At 51.7% G+C, this 20,022-nt stretch carries 19 protein-coding genes, 1 tRNA gene and 1 riboswitch; of the genes, 17 read left to right on the top strand and 3 right to left on the bottom strand.

Annotated features, from left to right (window positions below; genetic code table 11):
- The first annotated feature begins 14 nt into the window (after window positions 1-14).
- The 6 genes from VCU37_RS06465 (at window position 15) to VCU37_RS06490 (ending at window position 7,484) form a co-directional block, all read left to right on the top strand.
- Window positions 15-1,370, top strand: a complete 1,356-nt coding sequence (locus VCU37_RS06465; RefSeq protein WP_336249814.1) for a mycothione reductase — start codon at window positions 15-17, stop codon at window positions 1,368-1,370.
- Window positions 1,371-1,399: 29 nt separating this feature from the next.
- The gene (locus VCU37_RS06470) at window positions 1,400-2,203 is read left to right on the top strand and encodes a hypothetical protein (RefSeq protein WP_336249815.1); all 804 of its coding nucleotides are present in this window, start codon (window positions 1,400-1,402) and stop codon (window positions 2,201-2,203) included.
- Window positions 2,204-2,431: 228 nt separating this feature from the next.
- Window positions 2,432-3,178, top strand: a complete 747-nt coding sequence (locus VCU37_RS06475; protein WP_336249816.1) for a succinate dehydrogenase cytochrome b subunit — start codon at window positions 2,432-2,434, stop codon at window positions 3,176-3,178.
- A complete protein-coding gene (locus tag VCU37_RS06480) occupies window positions 3,094-5,181 on the top strand; it encodes a fumarate reductase/succinate dehydrogenase flavoprotein subunit (protein WP_336249817.1) in 2,088 nt (695 codons plus the stop codon). The genes VCU37_RS06475 and VCU37_RS06480 overlap by 85 nt, the downstream gene beginning before the upstream one ends.
- Window positions 5,178-5,924: a succinate dehydrogenase/fumarate reductase iron-sulfur subunit gene (locus VCU37_RS06485; protein WP_336249818.1), complete on the top strand. Its 747-nt coding sequence runs from the start codon at window positions 5,178-5,180 to the stop codon at window positions 5,922-5,924. The genes VCU37_RS06480 and VCU37_RS06485 overlap by 4 nt, the downstream gene beginning before the upstream one ends.
- Window positions 5,925-6,008: 84 nt before the next feature.
- Window positions 6,009-7,484 (top strand): GGDEF domain-containing protein, encoded by a 1,476-nt coding sequence (locus VCU37_RS06490; RefSeq protein ID WP_336249819.1) that lies wholly within the window; start codon window positions 6,009-6,011, stop codon window positions 7,482-7,484.
- 6 nt (window positions 7,485-7,490) lie between these two features.
- On the opposite strand, the gene VCU37_RS06495 is transcribed toward VCU37_RS06490, so the two are convergent.
- Window positions 7,491-8,093, bottom strand: coding sequence for an IMPACT family protein (locus VCU37_RS06495; protein WP_336249820.1), 603 nt, complete (start codon window positions 8,091-8,093; stop codon window positions 7,491-7,493).
- Window positions 8,094-8,163: 70 nt separating this feature from the next.
- Between VCU37_RS06495 and VCU37_RS06500 the strand changes: the two genes are divergently transcribed.
- The 7 genes from VCU37_RS06500 to VCU37_RS06530 all read left to right on the top strand — a co-directional run bounded on the left by VCU37_RS06500 (window position 8,164) and on the right by VCU37_RS06530 (window position 12,422).
- Window positions 8,164-8,245 (top strand) — tRNA-Leu (locus VCU37_RS06500).
- 75 nt (window positions 8,246-8,320) lie between these two features.
- Window positions 8,321-8,863, top strand: coding sequence for a hypothetical protein (locus tag VCU37_RS06505; RefSeq protein WP_336249821.1), 543 nt, complete (start codon window positions 8,321-8,323; stop codon window positions 8,861-8,863).
- Between the two features lie 23 nt (window positions 8,864-8,886).
- Window positions 8,887-9,087, top strand: coding sequence for a ubiquitin family protein (locus VCU37_RS06510; RefSeq protein ID WP_336249822.1), 201 nt, complete (start codon window positions 8,887-8,889; stop codon window positions 9,085-9,087).
- Window positions 9,087-10,055 (top strand): PP-loop family protein, encoded by a 969-nt coding sequence (locus VCU37_RS06515; protein ID WP_418896467.1) that lies wholly within the window; start codon window positions 9,087-9,089, stop codon window positions 10,053-10,055. Before VCU37_RS06510 ends, VCU37_RS06515 begins: the two co-directional genes overlap by 1 nt.
- Window positions 10,056-10,076: 21 nt before the next feature.
- On the top strand, window positions 10,077-10,931 hold the full coding sequence (locus VCU37_RS06520; protein WP_336249824.1) for a tRNA (adenine-N1)-methyltransferase: 855 nt from the start codon (window positions 10,077-10,079) through the stop codon (window positions 10,929-10,931).
- Between the two features lie 4 nt (window positions 10,932-10,935).
- Window positions 10,936-11,058, top strand: a complete 123-nt coding sequence (locus VCU37_RS06525) for a hypothetical protein (RefSeq protein ID WP_336249825.1) — start codon at window positions 10,936-10,938, stop codon at window positions 11,056-11,058.
- A gap of 8 nt (window positions 11,059-11,066) precedes the next feature.
- Window positions 11,067-12,422: a proteasome accessory factor PafA2 family protein gene (locus VCU37_RS06530; RefSeq protein WP_336249826.1), complete on the top strand. Its 1,356-nt coding sequence runs from the start codon at window positions 11,067-11,069 to the stop codon at window positions 12,420-12,422.
- Here VCU37_RS06530 and VCU37_RS06535 read toward each other — a convergent pair.
- Together VCU37_RS06535 and VCU37_RS06540 are read right to left on the bottom strand one after the other, a co-directional pair.
- Window positions 12,419-13,186, bottom strand: coding sequence for a polyprenol monophosphomannose synthase (locus VCU37_RS06535; protein ID WP_336249827.1), 768 nt, complete (start codon window positions 13,184-13,186; stop codon window positions 12,419-12,421). The genes VCU37_RS06530 and VCU37_RS06535 overlap by 4 nt on opposite strands.
- A gap of 30 nt (window positions 13,187-13,216) precedes the next feature.
- Window positions 13,217-15,727, bottom strand: a complete 2,511-nt coding sequence (locus tag VCU37_RS06540) for a penicillin-binding protein (RefSeq protein WP_336249828.1) — start codon at window positions 15,725-15,727, stop codon at window positions 13,217-13,219.
- A 177-nt stretch (window positions 15,728-15,904) separates the two neighbouring features.
- On the opposite strand from VCU37_RS06540, the gene VCU37_RS06545 reads away from it, so the two are divergent.
- The 4 genes from VCU37_RS06545 to VCU37_RS06560 all read left to right on the top strand — a co-directional run bounded on the left by VCU37_RS06545 (window position 15,905) and on the right by VCU37_RS06560 (window position 19,905).
- Complete coding sequence (locus VCU37_RS06545; RefSeq protein ID WP_336249829.1) at window positions 15,905-16,240, top strand: hypothetical protein; 336 nt, start codon at window positions 15,905-15,907, stop codon at window positions 16,238-16,240.
- 35 nt (window positions 16,241-16,275) lie between these two features.
- Window positions 16,276-16,455: a Sec-independent protein translocase subunit TatA/TatB gene (locus VCU37_RS06550; protein ID WP_336249830.1), complete on the top strand. Its 180-nt coding sequence runs from the start codon at window positions 16,276-16,278 to the stop codon at window positions 16,453-16,455.
- Window positions 16,452-17,189 carry a twin-arginine translocase subunit TatC gene (locus tag VCU37_RS06555; protein ID WP_336249831.1) on the top strand — a complete coding sequence of 246 codons (738 nt, stop codon included), beginning with the start codon at window positions 16,452-16,454 and terminating at the stop codon, window positions 17,187-17,189. The genes VCU37_RS06550 and VCU37_RS06555 overlap by 4 nt, the downstream gene beginning before the upstream one ends.
- Before the next feature lie 31 nt (window positions 17,190-17,220).
- Window positions 17,221-19,905 (top strand): DEAD/DEAH box helicase, encoded by a 2,685-nt coding sequence (locus VCU37_RS06560; RefSeq protein WP_336249832.1) that lies wholly within the window; start codon window positions 17,221-17,223, stop codon window positions 19,903-19,905.
- Window positions 19,904-20,014: riboswitch (cobalamin riboswitch) on the top strand. Its footprint overlaps the gene before it by 2 nt.
- Window positions 20,015-20,022: the final 8 nt, after the last annotated feature.

Raw genomic sequence — 20,022 nt, forward strand, 5'->3', positions numbered from 1 at the left:
AACGAAGGAGCACCATGCCGCATTACGATCTTGCCATTTTGGGTACAGGTTCTGGAAATACCATTATCCGAAGCGAGATGAAGGATTGGAAGATTGCAGTAGTAGAACCGTGGACCTTTGGTGGGACGTGTTTAAACCGGGGGTGCATACCTTCTAAGATGTTTGTTCATGCCGCAGATGTTGCCCATACGGCTGAAACCGGACATCTATACGATGTTCAATCCAATGTTATTGACGTCCATTGGGAAGCTATACGAGATCGTGTATTCGGACGCATTGATCCCATAGCCGAAAGCGGGAGATCCTTCCGAGCGAATGCCGAGAATGTGGATGTATACGATCAGCCAGCTGTATTTGTCGGTGATCACAAAATCAAGAGTGGCGATCATGAATTCACCGCAGATCGTATTGTGATTTCGGTGGGATCGACACCCACGATGATTGACATTCCCGGTATCGATGGCTTGGATATTGACACCAGTGACACGATCATGCGGCTTGAAAAGAAACCTGAAAGCCTGATCATTATTGGTGGTGGTGCCATTGCCACTGAAATGGGGCACATTTTTAATGCGTACGGCACGAAAGTGTCGATGGTTCAGCGTTCAAACCGACTATTGTCACGGGAAGATGTTGAGGTTGGAACCCTCATCACTAAGCTCTTCCATGAGCGTGGTATTGACATGCATTGTGGCGTGAATACTACCTCCATCCGTAAGGAAAATGGGCTGTTCCACCTTGAACTTGATGATGGCCAAACCGTTACTGGTGAGCGCGTACTCATGGTTGTGGGGCGGACACCAAATACCCTGAACATGCATTGTGAGCTGACTGGTGTTGAGTTAGATCAGTTTGGCAAGGTGAAGGTCAACGACTACATGGAGGCCAGTGCACCCAATATCTGGGCGCTCGGTGACTGTGCGAATCGTGACCTCGACCTTAAGCATGTAGCGAACGCTCATGCACGAACCATTGCCAACAATCTCATCCATCCGGACGATAAACAGCCTGTATGGTTACCCAATACCCCCCGGTCGACATTCAGCCAGCCGGAAGTTTCTAGTGTTGGGATAACGGAGCAGGAAGCAAACGAACAAGGTCTTGACGTTATTGTCCATACACAAAAATATGGTAATGCAGCCTATGGGTGGGCATTGGAAGACACCACAAGCTTTGTAAAAGTCGTCGTTGATCGGTCAACCCGGAAACTCCTAGGTGCCCACATCATCGGCCCACAGGCTTCCTTACTTCTCCAGATCTTAGTCATGGGGATGACCTTTGATTTGACTGTTGATGACATTGCTCGTAAGCAGATTTGGCCACACCCGGCACTTAGTGAGGTCATCGAACAGTGTTTGCTCGAGGTCTAAGGTTCACCTCTTTTTGGCTCACCCTGACGGTGTTTACCGTCGGGTGTGCCAGCACTGAATCTCGTGGGGGAAGTGCTTCCATTCCCCGTATCACCCAATCAGCGGCAAGTGAACCGGCATCTGAGCGATCCTCTGAGCCATCCTTGGTTGTGCAGACAGACACAACGAAACCCCCATCAGCCACATCACTTCCATCAGCGCAGCCAAGCGCTGATCCGAGTGCATCGCCTTCCCCAGTACCAAGCGGTATTGCAGGGTATCGTGCTTCGGGGTTGTGGCATGATTTAGGCAGTGCCCAACAGGCAGGTGGCATTGTTGACACCGTAATGAAATGGCGGAACCCAGAAGGTGCCGTTGGCCCAATACCAAATGGGCCGGAGCTTTGGAGCCAGATCATGCCTGATTTGAGGGATCAGCTTCTCACGCGGCACATCAATGATGGGGCTATCCCTGCACCAGTTTTTGCTGGTACCCCATATCAAACAACCCAGTCAGTTCGAGTAGTGACTTGGTGGACGAATGGGCCCAGTGGAACAGGAGGTCGCGGTCAGCTCATGATGGTATTCGCGGGCTGGCGGAGCCAAGAGGGGATCGATCATATTGACGTTTGGCCTGTGCTCATTGGTTTTGGAGCTGGCGGGCAAGGCCCATTTAAAGCAGGACGAGTGATTGATGTTGGCCCGCTTGTGTCAATGCCAACCGCAGAACTGGCAGCGGACCAGGTCACCGCATTCTCAGATATCAGTGCCAAGGTTCATGCTTGGATGCAGTCTCATGCCGTCACTGAGGATCCCATCGACTTACCTTGTCCAGAACAAGGTTGTTCAACTTAGGCTAACTTTAGTATTAAGAGACTTACGAAAGTGAATAATTTCTCATTACCTGATTAGCCTTAAAAATCCGTGAAATAGTTGGTAATTCTCCTCTATTCGTGCATACTCAACATGAGCGTGAACAGCGGATAAGTCCCTCAGAGATGAGGACCTTTAGCTATCTCCGCTGTTCAGTTTTTGTTGGTACAAGTTTTACGGTATGTACTCCAAACGACTGAGGAGGAAAAGGTGACCGCTACCCGTCAGAACGACGCGCCAGCTCGCCTTCGTGCCAAGCCTGCTTATCCAAGTTGGCTGGCGAAGGTGGTCATGGCCGTCTCCGGTGCGCTGTTAGCCGCTTTTGTGACCGTTCACATGATCGGTAACTTGAAGGTGTATTTGCCCGATGGCGAAGAGCACCTCAATGAATATGCGATATTTTTGCGCACGATTTTAGAACCAGCCTTTAACTACGAGGGGTTCTTGTGGATCTTCCGTATAGTGATGTTGACGGCGTTAATAGCCCACATCATTTCGGCTGTAATCGTTGCGCGACGTGGTCGTGAGACACGTGGCAAGCACCGCCGCAAGCTATCCGGTTTTAAGAATTTCTTAGCTCGCCATATGCTGGTAACGGGCATTGTGCTCTTCTTGTTCATTGTCTTCCATATTTTGGATTTGACCGCAGGCATCCCACCGTTTGCCCCCGAGGGGTACCAACACATTGAAGTTGTCGATGGGGTACGTCACGCCGCGGCATATGACAATGTGATTGCAAGTTTCTCGCGCCCACTCGTTGCATTGTTCTACATGCTCGCCATGGTGGTGTTAAGCATGCATATTCTGCACGGTCTTGGCACCGTCGCGGTTGACTTGGGTGCATCGAATAAGAAGATTCGTGCCTTCTTTGTATGGCTCGGCTGGATTTTGGCCGCCGCTATCTTAATTGGCAATACGTCTATCCCATTCTTCGTCATGACCGGAGTGCTGAAGTGACACACACATTTACCGCACCGCCATCTCGAATCGATAACGTCGCAGTTGGCAAGGTTGTAGAAACCTTTGAACCAGAAGGCCTTCACGATCTGGCCACGCTTTCGAACGCATGGCAGTACCAACGCGACCACTACCTTAAAGTCAGCCCACCAAATACTCGCCGTTTTACCGTCATTGTGATTGGCACCGGGTTGATCGGCTCCGGTTGTGCCGCCGCTCTTGGCGAACTTGGCTACAACGTGAAAGTCATCACTTACCATGACAGTCCACGCCGTGCGCACTCTGTTGCTGCGCAGGGTGGCGTTAACTCCGCCCGAGGCAAGAAAGTCGATAACGACTCGCTGTATAACTTCGTGAAGGACACTGTCAAAGGTGGTGACTTCCGAGGCCGTGAAACTGAAGCATTCCGTTTGGGTGAAGAGAGTGTTCGTGTCATTGATCACATGAATGCCATTGGTGCTCCATTTGCCCGTGAATATGGCGGCACCTTGGCGACGCGATCATTTGGTGGCGTCCAGGTTTCACGTACCTATTACACGCGTGGCCAGACCGGACAGCAGTTACAAATTGCTGGGGCGCAAGCATTACAACGTCAGGTTCGTGCTGGATCCTGCGAATTGCTTACCCGGACCGAAATGCTTGACATCATCATCAAAGATGGGCACTGCCGAGGTGTTATCACCCGTAACCTCGTGACCGGCGAGATTGAAGCACATACTGGCCACGCAACGGTCCTTGGTACGGGCGGATACGGCAATGTGTATTACGCCTCAACATTGGCAAAGATGTCAAATGTGACCGCAACGTGGCGTGTCCATCAGCATGGTGCATATTTTGCTTCGCCATGTTTTGTTCAGTTCCACCCAACAGGATTGCCCTACGACTCTAAATGGCAGTCAAAGACCATTCTGATGTCAGAATCCTTACGTAACGATGGTCGTATCTGGGTTCCAAAGGATACGGGTGAAACCCGTGAGGCCAATGATGTGCCCGAGGAAGACCGTGACTACTACATGGAGCGCAAGTATCCCGCATTCGGGAACCTTGCACCGCGTGACGTCACCAGTCGTAATGCGAAGGAGCAGATTGATGCTGGTCGCGGTGTAGGCCCATTAAAGAACAGCGTGTATCTTGACTTCCGCGATGCTATCGCACGTCTTGGTAAAGACGTTATTTGGAGTCGGTACTCCAACCTGTTTGAAATGTATGAACATGCAACGGGTGAAGACCCCTTAAAGGTTCCCATGCGTATCGCCCCTTGTGTGCACTTCTCAATGGGTGGTATCTGGACCGACTACAACTGCATGACATCAATTCCAGGGCTCTTTGCTGGTGGCGAATGCTCTTGGGCCTATCACGGGGCAAACCGTTTGGGCGCAAACTCATTGCTGAGCGCATCGGTTGACGGTTGGTTCACCCTTCCGTTCTCAATCCCGAACTATCTGGCACAACATTTAGGTGAGCCAGTTTTGCCGCTAGATGATCCTGTTGTCGTCGAGGCATTGGATCGGGTTCGTACCCGGATCAATGCGCTCATGAATATCAACGGGAGCCACGGTCCTGAGTACTTCCACCGCAAGCTGGGAGAGATTCTCTTTGAAGGCTGTGGTGTAGAGCGCAACGAAGCAGGGCTTCGTAAAGCCATCGCAGAGATTGTTGAACTCCGCAAAGAGTTCTGGCGTGACCTCCGTATCACCGGTACTGATCGTGAACTGAACCAGGTGCTTGAACGTGCTGGACGCGTGGCAGACTATCTTGAAATGGCCGAACTGATGTGCATTGATGCCTTAGACCGTGACGAGAGTTGTGGTGCGCACTTCCGTTCTGAGCACATTAGCCCGGACGGCGAAGCACAACGCGACGACGAGCACTGGGCCTTTGCATCCGTGTGGGAAAGCAAGGCTGACGATGCATCCACCTTCGGTGGCACCAGGAATTATGTGCGGCATATGGAACCGCTCACCTTCCACGTCATCGAGCTGCAGACAAGGAATTACAAGTGAAGCTAACACTCGAAATTTGGCGCCAGAACGGTCCCAAAGATACGGGCCGCTACACCACCCATGTTGTCGACGACTTGTACCCCTCGATGAGTATTCTCGAAATGCTCGACAAGCTCAACGACGAATTGATTGAATCTGGTCAAGAGCCAGTTGTATTCGAATCGGATTGCCGAGAGGGTATCTGTGGTACTTGTGGTCTAGATGTGGATGGTATTCCACATGGTCACGAGGATAACTTACCCATTTGCCATCAGCGATTGACGCAGTTCAAAGACGGTGACACGGTTGTTATTGAGCCATTCCGCTCTGCTGCCTACCCCGTGGTTCGTGATCTTATTGTGGATCGCTCTGGCCTGGATCGGTTGATTCAGGCCGGTGGCCACGTGGCAATCAATGCTGGTACAGCTCCCGATGCGGATACGATGCTCGTCAACTATGAAAATGCTGAGCGAGCATTGGACTTCGCGGCCTGTATCGGTTGCGGCGCGTGTGTCGCAGCCTGTCCAAATGGAGCTGCGCACCTATTTATGGGTGCCAAGCTAAGCCACCTTTCCTTGAGCCCTACGGGTGAAATGGAACGCAAACGCCGTGCAAAGAACATGATTGAGGAGCTGGAGCGTGACTTTGGTCCTTGTTCCTTCTACGGGGAATGTGCAAAGGTGTGCCCCGCCGGCATCCCATTAGATGCTGTTGCTGCGGTCAACCGTGAAATGATCCGTTCAATATTCCCAGTTCGTAACTAGGAATCACCTGACACACGAAAGAAAAAGCCTCATATCACGAAAATAAATAGTAACCGTTCGTGATATGGGGCATACTTTGCGTATATGAGTGCTCCATCGGCCTTTGGTGTGAAGCCCAGCGTGTTGTTTCTGCTCGGTCTGGCTCACGTTGTTATTTCTAATATCGCGCTGATGTTGGCGCCAACGTGGCAGCTTCAACTTACGGTTCTCACCTGGCTCATCATCGTAGGCATGATTCCATCAGTGGTATTTATTATCCGTTCAAAGGAAAACCTGCTGATGGCTTACGCTTTACCGATGATTATCCCACTTGTTGGGTTTGGTTGTGCATTTGCCAAATTAGCAACATTTGGACACCTTGAGTTCTACCGCCCTGCAATTTTCATTTTATGTATCGGGTGCCTGAGCTTCTTTCTTTCGCTCTACCGTGACACGGTTGTCACCATTGAGGGTCTGCTTGTTCCTGAGACCCGACGTATTTTCTTAGATCACATCTTTGACTTGTTGGTTGCGTCAACCGGCCTTGGCGTCATCTGCTACATGATGATTTTTCAGCCACTTCAGGAAACAAGTGGACTGTGGGATCTCAATTTCCTGTTGGCCGTCACCACGTGGATCGGCCTTTTTGGTCTCGTCCATCGCTCATTCGCTACATCCATCAGTGTGGCAATGGTATTTCTCGTCGCGGCCGCTATTTCGAGTTTGAACGCGAATTCGTTTCTCGCATGGGAAGCCAGTCAGTCACTCGGTGAGCCATACACGGTGTTTCGCTTTCACGGGCTGACGATAGCACTGTTGATTTTGGCTACGGTCCATTCAAGTTATGGTGATTTGTGCCGAGCTCAGGTTGAACCTCAGCGCATCGGTTTTGTACGTGCCCTGTTAATCGGTGCGATTGCATGTATAACCCCGATTGTGGGGGTTCGTAACGGTGATCAGAGTGCAACCATTGGTGGAGTCGTTACTGCGTTCATGGTGATGATTTTGTTGGTGCGTATGGTGCAGATGGTACGTGAACGTGAACAGCGCATTCACGAGCGTGATGAGTTGACGAAGGCGCTTCAATTCCAAGCCACTCACGACGCATTGACCGGTCTCTCTAATCGCAGTTATCTCATTGAACAACTCACGCTTAGGCTAAAGAACCCCAACCCAGAACAAGTATCCATTTTGTATTGTGACCTCAATCATTTTAAACCCATTAACGATAAGCACGGACACGCGGCTGGCGACTTTGTTCTGCGTGAAGTTGGCATTCGTTTACGGGAAACAGTTGGGCCAAACTTTCTGGTAGGACGGTTTGGTGGCGACGAGTTTGTCGTCGTCATAGAGGATCCAAACGCAAAAGAAAAAATTGCTCCGTTGTGCGACCGGCTAAAACAAGCTATCAACGAGACTCCCTATGTGCTCGAATGTGGTGATCTTGTCTATCTCGGGCTTGCAATTGGTGTTGCCCATGGCTACGACGGTGTTGATGCTGATCAACTGATTGCGTTGGCTGATGCCGATATGTATGAAGCCAAGCACCCAACAAATAAGCGACTCCAACAAATGAACTAACCAATCTCAGTCAGTCTGTTCAGGACGAACACGACCGGCAGTTCGTTCATTTAGCTCATCGATAAACGGGGCATAGGATTCATCAACGACGGCAAGTTCGCGTCGCACATCGGCACCCCATTCAATGGTGATCGTTTCGATGTCGTAGCTGTGGATGACGCCATCGATGATGCCAGTTAGGTCGTGATCATGATGGATCGTCAGTCGTGTTCGTGTTGGTTGAGAGATAACCTCAACTTCACGTAATGCTTGGCCCGCTACGTCACCGTAGGCACGGATAAGACCCCCAACACCGAGCTTCGTACCCCCGAAAAACCGCACGACAACGATGTGTACATTTACAAGTCCTGAACCATGGATATGTCTCAGAATAGGGGGTCCAGCACTATTTGTTGGCTCGCCATCATCATTCGAAATTGAACGACCATCTTCAAAGCAATATGCCCAGCAGTAATGGGTTGCGCCCGGGAGTTCTTCTCGAACATGATGGAGGTGCGCTTTTACATCTTCCTCGGTTTGGACGGGCGACAATAACCCGTAAAAACGGCTGCCTTTAATCGGTGCAGGTTCAACACGAATAGGTGCCGCAGGCATAGCAATGATAGGCATTAATCTACGGTAGTCGTTTTGAAGAATTTTGATGACAATATGGAGTACTTGGCTAGAATGTTCGCTCCGCGCCGATGTGGCGGAATTGGCAGACGCGCATGACTAAGGATCATGTCCCTTCGGGGGTGGGAGTTCAAGTCTCCCCATCGGCACAGATAAGGATCGCGATGGCGGTCCTTTTTATGTTGCACTGTGCAAGGTATAACGGGGCGAAGCATACGGCTCTAATGAGCCCGCAACATCGTGACGGGCGACTCGTATTGCATGGGTACACTATTGCGATGAATACACGCATGGGCAATCGCAATGACGTCGTGGTGTTGGGCAACCGAAACCCGACTATGGCAACCGTTATTAGTACGCTTGCCCTTGCTGGTATCACCCATATAAGTGGAACTGTGCGCCTGGAAGACACCGTAGAAGATGCCTGTACAGCATGGAATGGTATTGCGAATAAATACCTGGTTGACACGACCACGTTGGTTCTGGCCAATGGCTCATTTTGGGTACATGCCGGTCTTGTCGTACCCATGATGGAATGGATAGCAGGTCGACTTAGAACGCTCATCGTGAGTGTTCCCGCTGAAGTCGATCCAGACCACACCGCTTCTGTGATATATATGACCGCGGATCGGTTCAACTGTCTGCGCCGTGTTCAGATTTTTCAAGCTCCACAACACGTTTCTACACCAGTCTTACGCGCCAATAGTGCGGGGGAAGGCCTCCGCCTTAATGGGTGGCAACGCATCCCAAGCCATGGGCACGCCTAAGCGGTAGCTGGCACCATAGATGCATGAACGTTCAGCTTCGAAATCCAGATAACCGTATAGAACTGCCCGGCGAACGTGTGGTGGCCGATGTGCTCAAGGAGCTGGAAATCAATCCCGAAACTGTATTGGTTATTTACCAAGACACCTTGGTTATGCCTAATGCGGTTATTCCCGCGGATGGCACGATCGAGATTCGACCCGTCATTAGTGGGGGTGCCGCTTAGTGGCCGCAATCAAACGGTGCTTGCAATGTAAAGTAAACCCAGCAGTGATGGATATGCCCCGTCACCGAACACGACTGTGTGGGGATTGTTACATTGATTTTGTGCGTGCACAGGTGCGCACCGCAATCCGTGAATACCGTATGTTGCGCTATGACCAGCGGATTCTTGTCGCAGTGAGCGGTGGGAAGGACAGCTTGGCCCTATGGGACATTCTGCTGGATATGGGGTACAACGTCGATGGGCTCTACCTCGGTCTTGGAATCGGTGGGTATTCCAGCCGGAGTGAACAAATCGTTCGTGACTTTGCTGAACGCCGCGGAGTAGTATTGCACGTCGAGCGCATGGAAGAGGCCTACGGCTTTGATATTCCCGCAACTGTTCAAGCGGCCAAGAAGGACCGCCATACACGCTCGGCTTGTGGAACATGTGGCCTTGCTAAACGGTATGCCTTCAACCAGGTTGCCTTGGTGGGGGAGTACGACATTATGGCAACAGGGCACAACCTTGATGATGAGGCCAGCCAACTCTTTGGTAATGTCATGCGCTGGCAAACTGACTTTTTAGCGCGACAGTCTCCCTCCCTACCCGCATCACCAGGTGAATTGGCGGCAAAGGTCAAGCCCCTTTATCGGCTAACCGAAAAGGAAATGGCGGCCTACTGTGTGATTAAAGGCCTGAACTACGTTGTTGAAGAATGCCCGCTTGTCAAGGGCAATACGCAAATGATGTACAAAGAGATGCTCAATGCAATGGAGCATGAGGCGCCGGGGGCAAAGGCGGCATTCTTATTTGGCTATCTGGATCGGGTACGTGAACCCTTCTTTGGTGATGCTGCTGCGCAAAGTGCCGCATCTACCGTGCCTTGTCAGGTATGTGGCATGCCCACCGTACTTTCGGGAGACCGAACTGAAGCAACATGCGCGTTCTGTCGTACACGAAGCAAGATGTTGACCGTACTTAACGGCTAAGACAGCTCATCAAAGGAACCTATGAAACGCTTTGCTGGTCATCATGACTTGTTCAGCCCCGGAGATACCGTGCTCCTAACTGATCGAAAAGACCGTCGATTCATGTTTGATTTGCAAGTCGGCGGTGAATTTCATTTTCATCGCGGCATCATCAAACATGATCAGCTCCTTGGCCAACCTGAGGGCATTACGGTTCGCTCCACTATGCATGAGCCAATGACAGCGGTACGCCCAACCTCAGCGGACTATGTGTTGAAAAGTCCACGTGGTGCCCAAATAATCTATCCGAAAGACCAAGCCATGATGGTCGCTGAAGGAGATATTGGGCCTGGGATGACCGTTGTGGAGGCGGGAGCTGGAAGTGGCGGTTTGACCCTTGCCTTGTTACGTGCGGTTGGGCCCACCGGCCGCGTAATTAGCTTTGAACGGCGTGAGGACCATGCTGCGGTTTGTATCGCCAATATTGAGCGTCGGCTGGGGGAACGACCCACAAACTGGGAACTGATCCAAACCGATTTAGCTGACGGATTGGCCAATGTTTCCTGCGACAGGATATGTCTGGACATGTTGGAACCATGGGAACATATAGATGCTGCTGCCCAGGCACTGCACCCAGGCGGAATTATGGTTGTGTATACCCCTGCGATAACTCAAGTCATGCGGGTGTATGAAACGATTGCTGATGATGCACGTTGGGGTCATGCTCGAACAACTGAAACGCTTGTACGAACATGGAAGGTTGATGGGTTAGCCGTGCGGCCCGATCATCGGATGGTTGCCCATACTGCCTTTCTCACGACACTACGCCGACTGTCGGGTGAAGTTGAACGTCGGTCAAGCGACCAAGTGGACAGGGTTGAAAGGCCGGTAGACTAGCTGCATGCAAACAACTTCCCCAAGTAGCCCTCTGTATCTCGAAGACTTGATCGATGAGATTGATGCGATTATCGGTCCGGATGCTGATGTTCTCGTTCATCAGTTTGTACAACAAGGCGGCGAGTAGCGCGCACGATGATGTCCCGTATTATCGGGCTTGAAGTTGAATATGGACTCATTGGCATTTGTGCTGACGGCTCAGCAATTGACGATGAGACATTGGGTGCTGCCCTGTTTGACCGTATCCAACGGCGAAGTGGTCATCGTGACATTTTCCTAGAAAATGGTGGGCGCCTCTATTTGGATGTTGGTAACCATCCCGAATATGCGACTCCAGAATGCATTGATCCCCTTGACGCAATCACCTATGAACGGGCCGGCATGATTATCATGCATAAGCTCGTTCAGCGGACCCAAATCAAGCTCACCGAAGCGATGGGCCAACCCGTTATCTTGCATCTATTGCGGAATAACGTCGATAGTCATGGACATTCTTGGGGGTACCATGAGAATTATTCTGTGGATCGTGCCGGGGAGTATCGCCGACTTGTGTCCCTACTCTTACCCTTCCTGGTCACCCGCCAGTTAATTAGTGGAACTGGTCACTTGATGACTACTACTCGCGGTGAATACCGGTATGTCATCAGTCAGCGAGCATTTCATATTGCTGATGGGTTAAGTGATGAAACCACTCACCATCGGCCATTTATTAATGATCGAGATGAAACCCACGCAGACCCATCACAGTGGCGCCGACTGCATGTGATCGGTGGTGACACGCCTATGCATACCTACCAGGCATGGCTGAGTCTTGCGATAACACAACTTGTTCTTGATGTTATTGAATCCGGTGCCATCTGGCGTGAGTTTAATTTGGCAAACGTAGGTCGGGCACTACGAACGATCGCCCAAGACTTGACTGGGCGACAACGTGTTGACCTGGAAGGCGGACGGGCAGCCAGTGCACTTGATATTCAATGGGCCTATTGTGAACGTATTGGCCAGTGGATAGAAGCTGGGCATGGTAACCCCATGAATCGCCATGTTCATCATGAGTGGGTACAGACATTAAACGGGCTTGAAGCAAACCCGATGGAGATGGCAGATCGCTTGGACTGGGTATTGAAATACCAAATGCTGTTGGACTATAAGCAACGCCATCAACTCAGTGTGCATGATGCTCGATTAGCGCTCATTGATATGCATTACCACCACTGCGACCCAAATATAGGGTTGTTCTGGCGCGCCCAAGAAAAGGGTCATACGGTGCAATGCGTTGATGATGATGTCATTGCTGATGCAATGGTCATACCACCGTCAAACACCCGAGCTTCTATCCGAGGCCGATTCATTACTGCTGCTAACCAGGCAAATGTGCCGTGGGAGGCAGGCTGGGCACAAGTCAAGGCCATGGGTGTTGTGTACGACATGATGAACCCGTTCACCACACATGATGAACGGGTTGAGAGTTTGATTCGTAAATTCGCTTAATGGAGCCAAGGATGGGCACGACGAAGGCGGAGATGACGTCCCCGCTGACGCCGTAACCCAAAAAGACTACGTGGTGCCCATCTGGCAACCTTGATAAGGGCCTCAACAACAATATGCTGACTCATTTTTGACTCGCCGGCGGTCCGGTCCTTAAAGGTGATGGGGACTTCGAGAATATGGAATCCTGCCAGCCACGTACGAATAGCCATTTCTATTTGAAAGGCATACCCATTTGCTTCAATACGATCCAAGTCGATGTACTCGATCACCTCTCGGCGGTAGAAGCGGAATCCTGCTGTGGGGTCCGCAACTGGTAAGCCGGTCAGAAGGCGGACATACAGGCCACCCATGCGGCTCAGTAGGCGACGCTTTAACGGCCAATTAATTGTCCGTCCACCAGGCACGTAGCGTGACCCAATCACTAGGTCAAAAGCAGTCAGCCCATGTAGGAGCGCGGGGATCACTGCCGGATTATGTGACAAATCAGCATCCATCTCGCCGAAAGCACGATATCCCGCGTGCAGCCCCCACCGGAATCCATCCCGATAGGCAGCCGCCAACCCTTGTTTTGTTGTTCGACGCAAACTAAAAATACGATTCGGATGCGTTGCCGCAAGGTCGTCAACAACGTCCAGCGTGCCATCAGTAGACCCATCATCCACCACCAGCACATCGCACCCCGACGCCAACGCTCCCGTTATAGCTTGAGCGATATTGTCTACTTCATTGAGGGTCGGGATGATGAGGAGAGCACCAGTAGTCATGCAAATCTGCCTTTGCTTGCCGTGTAATGATTAGTTTGCTGCGTCAATCGGACCTTCAGGCGGTGCTGCGGTTGGCAGCGGTGCTGACGGCTGTGGATTAGGTCTATTGGTCGCAGTTGGCCTAGCTGAAGGCTGTGGTGCCGGAGCTGGCGGTTTTGCCGATGGCTTTGTCGTGGGCTTAGGCGAACTTGGTTTCGCCGATGGTTTTGTGGTTGGCTGTGGCGGTGTACTCGGTTGCGGCGGGGCCGTTGGCTGAGGGGCCACAGTTGGTGTTTTACTTGGTTCTGACGGTTTTGCAGATGCTGAGGATGAGGCACTAGCAGACGCGGAAGGTCTTGCACTTGCCGATGATGAGACGTCCGGTTTCACTACCTTGATTTTTGTCCCATTGGAGATGGTCAACACAACCGTCGCACCAGGGTCAACAACGTCTCCAGCCCGTGGGGACTGTAACAGCACGGTGTCGGCTTTCTCATTTGAATCAATAGCATTGACCGTTACTTTGAGTCCCAGAGCTTCTAACTCTTGTTTAGCTTCATCAACATCGCGTCCGGTCACCATCGGTACTTCAATTTGGCCACTCGTTGCCTCACGCAATTTGCCATGGGGGGTAGAGGGATAGTCCGCCTTGGGAATATTCGCCAGGGCTTTACGCATAAATGAGCTAAAGACTGCTGCTGGCGCGGCACCACCTGTTACGCCATACATAGGGATACGGCCCTCAGGGTGACCGACCCATACCGCGGTGGAAAGGACAGGGGTGACCCCGGCAAACCACGCATCGACGTTTGTCTGTGAGGTACCAGTCTTACCGGCCACAGGCCACCCAGATACCGCAGCACGGCCACCCGTACCACCGTTCACCACACTACGCATGGTTGAAATCATGATGGATGCATTTGCTGGACTGATCACCTGGGTGTACGTGTCATCACGGGTGTACAACACATTGCCCTGTTTATCTTCAATCCGGTCAATCAAAGAAGGTTTGATGTGGCCGCCGGCATTGGCAAACGTGCCATAGCCAGACGCCATTTCGAGGGTGGTAACCCCAACTTCGGTACCACCAAGGGCAATAGAGGGGTTGTGGATACCGGCGGTAATCGCCTCAATGTCATATCCAGCCCGCCCCATGGTGTCCAGCATGTTTTCGATGCCTTCCATCACCACAAGTTGCGCAAACGCCGTATTCGTAGACTTAATCAACGCTTGACGCATGGTGGGGTTGCCATGGTTGGCGCCACCGTAGTTTTTCACGCCACGGTACTGCCATGAGTCACCTGTCCTGAACTTAGCACCTGAAGTACCTTCAAGTGTCATATCGGGGCTGTATCCCATTTCAAGTGCCGTTGCCATCACCCACGGCTTCAGTGATGAACCAGGTTGACGACGGCCCTGTATTGCTAAGTTGAATTTGCGTGCCTCATCAGAGACATCGTTGTAATCCTGATTGCCGTATGCGGCCCGAATCTGGCCAGTTCGTGGATCAATGGCTGTCAACACGGCTGTGGGCGTCTTATTCTTGAAGAAGGCTTTAACCGTCTCTTCCGCCATACGCTGCATCGCCGGGTCAAAACTGGTGTAGATATTTAGACCACCGTTGAAAAGTGTCCGCACACGGTCAGCACGGGTTGTCCCAAACTGGGGCATATTAAAGAACTCTTGCTTAACCGCATCAGAGATATACGGGAAGTTCGGTTCTTTCACCATTCGAGCCTGAACATCAATCGGCTGGGCGATGGCTTGATCATGTTCTTCTTGGGTCAGTTGATTGACCGCCAACAACTGATGCAAGATTTCATCGCGTCGGCGTTTGGCTACCTCAGGCGATTTACGTGCATCTTTCCCTGGGGAACGAATCTGGCCGGCCAAAGTAGCAGCTTGATCGACGCGAAGTTGGTTGGCCTTAACGCCGTAATACTCCAAGGCTGCCGCTTCAATTCCATACGCACCACCGCCAAAATAGACCTGGTTCAAATAGCGTTCCAGGATCTGTTCTTTGGTTAAGTCACGTTCGAGGGCAACGGCAAACGCCACTTCGGCAAGTTTGCGTTGGAAGGTGGCTTCAGTACCGACCTCACTCTTGGCCAACTGCTGGGTGATAGTTGAACCACCCTGAGAAACGCCACCTCTGCGGAGATTACCAACTGCGGCACGGCCAATACCTTCAACGTCATAGCCTGGATGGCTCCAAAACTTTCGGTCCTCAGCTGCAAGGATTGCATTTTGAACTACGGGTGGGATCTCAGCTAAGGGCACGACGATACGGTTTTCTTCATCGTGGAGCTCTGAAACCAGTTGACCATCAGCGGCAAACACCGACGACGACTGACTCAAGGTTGCAAGTTTGGCGTCATCAGGTGCTTGGACACCAAACCCAACGCTGTCGAAGAGGGCACGTCCAGACGCCGGAAGCAATAACGTTGCAATCCATCCGAGGACAAGTAACCCAACAACAGTGCCAGCAGCCAAAGCTAAGAAACCTTGGGTGACCTTACCGAATCTGAAGGGGAGCGCGGGGTGTGTTGTTTTTGAATCCATATAATCATCCATCACATGGCCGATTTGGCGCGTGTGTGTCTCCCCATAATCGCACACTGGTCACCATTGAGCCACGTAAGCGGGGTGACCCTTGGTTATCAATTCGGTAAATGATTGAAAAAACGCTCAAGCACCAAGGGTTATAGGTCGACGCTTTGGGAACGAAGGAGAATCCCAATGACAATCACGACCACGTGTACCCGTTGTGGCCGAATCCAGCTTCAACCCGACAGTATTGATTTACGTATTGATACGACTGACCCTGATGCCGCTATCTATGGATTCAGTTGTCCTCGTTGTGACACAACGGTGGTACGCCGTGCCGGGGCGCGTGTAGTGCGCCTGCTCGTGGCCAGCGGTGTACCAGCCCGGTCCTATGCGTCACGCTCACCTGCATGTAGCGACCCCGTTATCGTCATCCGAGATCCTGCCCCTTTTACAACCGATGATTTGCTTGATTTTCACGTTCAACTTAAAGATGATGCGTGGATAGAGAGGTTATTGCAAGCATAAACAAGTATTCTTGAATTCTGGCAGAAGGGATTGTCATGGGATTTCAAGAACTCCTTGTTGTACTCGCTATCGGACTCTTGCTCTTTGGGAGTAAACGGCTTCCTGACCTCGCTCATAGCCTCGGTCAAAGCGTTCAGCTCTTTAGGCAAGCATTAGAGGAACCGCCTCTGACGTCAAGGGAGCGATCACGCGATCACGGCCCGTCACATCGATGAGTCCGTTTGGGCACCACCTTGATGAGTTGCGGTGGCGAGCAGGATTGGTTGGCTTGGTGCTTGTGGTGCTGATGGGATTGGGATTACTCATCAGTGATTCCTGGCTGGACGTACTTACTCGTCCGTTGTGTTCAGTAGCCCAAGGTAAGGGCGACCAATCACCGTTCGTTCTTGAGCGATGCCAACTATTGGGTACAAGCGTATTCAGTGGCCTTTATTTTCAGGTCGTTGGGGCTGGCCTCTTTGCCGGGATGTTTGGTGTACCACTCAGCATTTGGCAAGGCATATTATTTTGCAAGCCAATGGTCACGTCGCACCAGTACCGTCGTTGTTGCCGGTATGGGGTTGTTGCCGTCCTGGTGTGGGGGATAACACTCAGCTTGAGTTGGTGGCTTATCGGCCCGATATTAAGCGTTGTTGGTTCATTCGGATCCCCCTGGGTCTTCGTTATGGTCAGCCCCTCGGCCTATGTCGCGTTTCTTCTTTCTTTGAGCATAAGTCTGTTTTCTCTTGCCAGTCTTCCTGGGTGCGTTGCCGTACTGCTTGACCTTGGGATGATCACCGGCGACCAGATCCTGAACTATCGAAAACAGCGCGTGCTTGGCGTATTGGTCATAAGCGCAGTGATAACCCCAACCCAAGATCCGATCACGATGGTGGTCCTTGCCGTTCCAATCATTGCGGTGATCGAACTGCTGGGTTGGTGGGCACAACATCGCGGTCACCTTGACTAATCCCACAACACGAGTCCCCTAAGCTGGGTATATGGATTCGGTGACCGCCTTTGCCCAACAATTTGATTTTCCCTTAGATCGGTTTCAGTTAGAAGCAATGGAGGCGCTCGCACAAGGCCGCTCAGCATTGGTAGCGGCACCGACGGGTGCAGGCAAAACAATCGTTGGCGAGTTTTGTTTATATGAAGCACTTCAGAAGGGTGGGCGGGCGTTTTACACCACCCCGATCAAGGCCTTGAGCAACCAGAAATATCGAGATCTCTGTGCGCAATATGGTGATGAGCGAGTTGGGTTGCTGACCGGTGATAACGCTATTAACGGAGACGCACCGCTTGTCGTAATGACGACGGAAGTTCTCCGCAACATGATTTATGAACAAGCACCTGGGCTTGAAGGATTGATGTATGTCGTACTCGATGAGGTGCACTATTTGGGCGATCAAGGCCGGGGGATGGTTTGGGAAGAAGTCATTATTTCCCTGAGCCATTCGGTCACAATCGCATCGCTGAGTGCGACGGTCAGTAACGCAGAAGAGTTCGGTGCCTGGCTCGCCAGCGTGCGCAATGGATGTGAAGTGGTGATTAGTGAAGTACGTCCAGTACCGCTTGACCATACGTATGCCATTGGCCACAAGTTCTACCCCATGTTCAAACAGGTGAAGGGTAAACGAAGCAAAGGGCGCACCCCAAAACAAGGGAGTTCACGCGTTCCCAATCCAGACGTCGTCATGTTGGAACGACGCTCCCAACATGTCCGGATTGGGCGGAGCGGGCGACGTATTCGGGTTGGCGAAAAAGTAAAGGCACCATGGCGTTCGGATCTTGTTGAGATGCTGGCTCAAAAACAATGGTTGCCTGCGATTGTGTTTATTTTTTCACGGGCGGCATGTGATGACGCGGTGGATCAGGTGCTTGGGAGTGGCATCGTATTAACGAGTGCGAATGAACAAGAGCAGATACGCAAGATTATCGACCGAGAAACCGCTGACGTCGATCCTGCAGATTTAGCCACACTGGATTTTGGGTGGTGGGCCCAAGCATGTGAACGCGGGGTAGCCGCCCACCATGCTGGCATGGTTCCGATTTTCAAAGAGACAACAGAAAAACTGTTCGCCGAGGGATTGGTCAAGCTTGTATATGCAACCGAAACCTTGGCATTGGGTATTAATATGCCTGCACGGACCGTTGTGATTGAACGGTTAGAAAAATGGAATGGGCAGCGACACGACTTGCTAACACCAGGCCAGTTCACTCAATTGACTGGTCGTGCAGGTCGGCGTGGGAAAGACACGATTGGCCATGCAGTGGTCAATTATCAGCGGGATTTAGAGTTTGAAGTGGTTGCCAGTCTGGTGGGACGGCGTACCGAGCGACTCCGTAGCCAGTTCACGCCCACGGCCAATATGGCAGTCAACTTGCTGCGGAGATATGACCTTGCTACCTGTGATGAGATTTTGTCTACATCATTTGCTCAGTGGCAAGCTGATACAAATATCGCAGGGAATACTGAGGAACTTGAACGGTTCCGTAAAGCGCTCACTGGCTATAAACAGCACCTAGTAAGTGATTACGGCGATTTTGAAGAGTATTGGGCACTGCGGCGCGAATTGAGTCGTACTCAGAAAACAGGGGCCAAAGCGAGAAAAGCTGCAAAGGTTTATGCCATCACCCAGGCACTTGCCCAACTCACACCCGGTGATGTCATCCGCATTGGTGGCGGCCGACGAGGAACAAATCAGCTTGCTGCCGTTGTAGACACGAATGGGCCACACGCCCGAACCCCACTTGTGGTTACCATTACGGAACATCGCCGTGTAGAAAAAATTGGACCACGCGATATTGACTATCCCCCTGCGGTGATTGGACGTATCGACTTACCAGATACAGGTAGTCACCGTAAACCTGTTTATCGCAAAGAAGTCCAAATAGCACTGACTAAAACACCTGTATCTGAGCACTATCGGATACCCATCGAAGTGGGCCCAGAAGTACACGCCCAACCTGCTGAAATTGAGCGGCTAAAAGCGGCCATTGCAGATCATCCCGTACACGATGACCCAACCTTAAGTGAACTGGAGGTCTGGGCCTATCGCCATGATGAGGTGTTAACCAAGATCGAAGCGATGGAAGGCGGGAATCGACGCCGGACACGGTCACTCAGTGACCGATTTATCGCCGTTGTTGCCATGTTGCGTGACCTTGGCTACCTCGATGCACAACCTAAACCGACGGAGGAAGGGTTGATGTTGGCACGTATTCACGGTGAAACGGATGTCGTGCTTTGTGAAGCGATCCGTGCCGGTATTCCTGATCACATGAACGCAGTTGAACTCGCGGCATGGGTCAGCATCTTTACGTATGAAAGTCGACGGAGCGAGGATGATCACCGAACGGTACGGGCTTCTGGACGGCTTGGCATAGCGTGGGACCAGACACAAGAAGTATATAACCGAGTGGTTGCGGTTGAATCGTCTCATCGGTTGCCTGCAACCCGACCATTAAATCCAGAGTTGATGGATGCAATGGCGCGTTGGGCAAGTGGTGATCGTCTCGAAGATGCACTCGTGGCTATGGACATGAGTGCCGGAGACTTTGTGCGCGCAACCAAGATGTGTGCCGATACACTGCGACAAATCAGAACGGCTACCACGGGTAACCTTTCACGCACAGCCCGTGAAGCTGCGGATCTCATTGTCCGGGGGGTCGTAGATTGGTAAGGAATCGGCTAGCCTTCGCTACGCACAAGTAACCGGGAATCTGGTGAGAGTCCAGAGCTGTCCTCGCAACGGTAACAGCCCCGACACCGGTCTTGGCATCCCTCAACGTGGCTCGCG

Source organism: Stomatohabitans albus (assembly GCF_036336025.1).
In the GTDB taxonomy this organism is placed as follows: Bacteria; Actinomycetota; Nitriliruptoria; order Euzebyales; family Euzebyaceae; genus Stomatohabitans; species Stomatohabitans albus.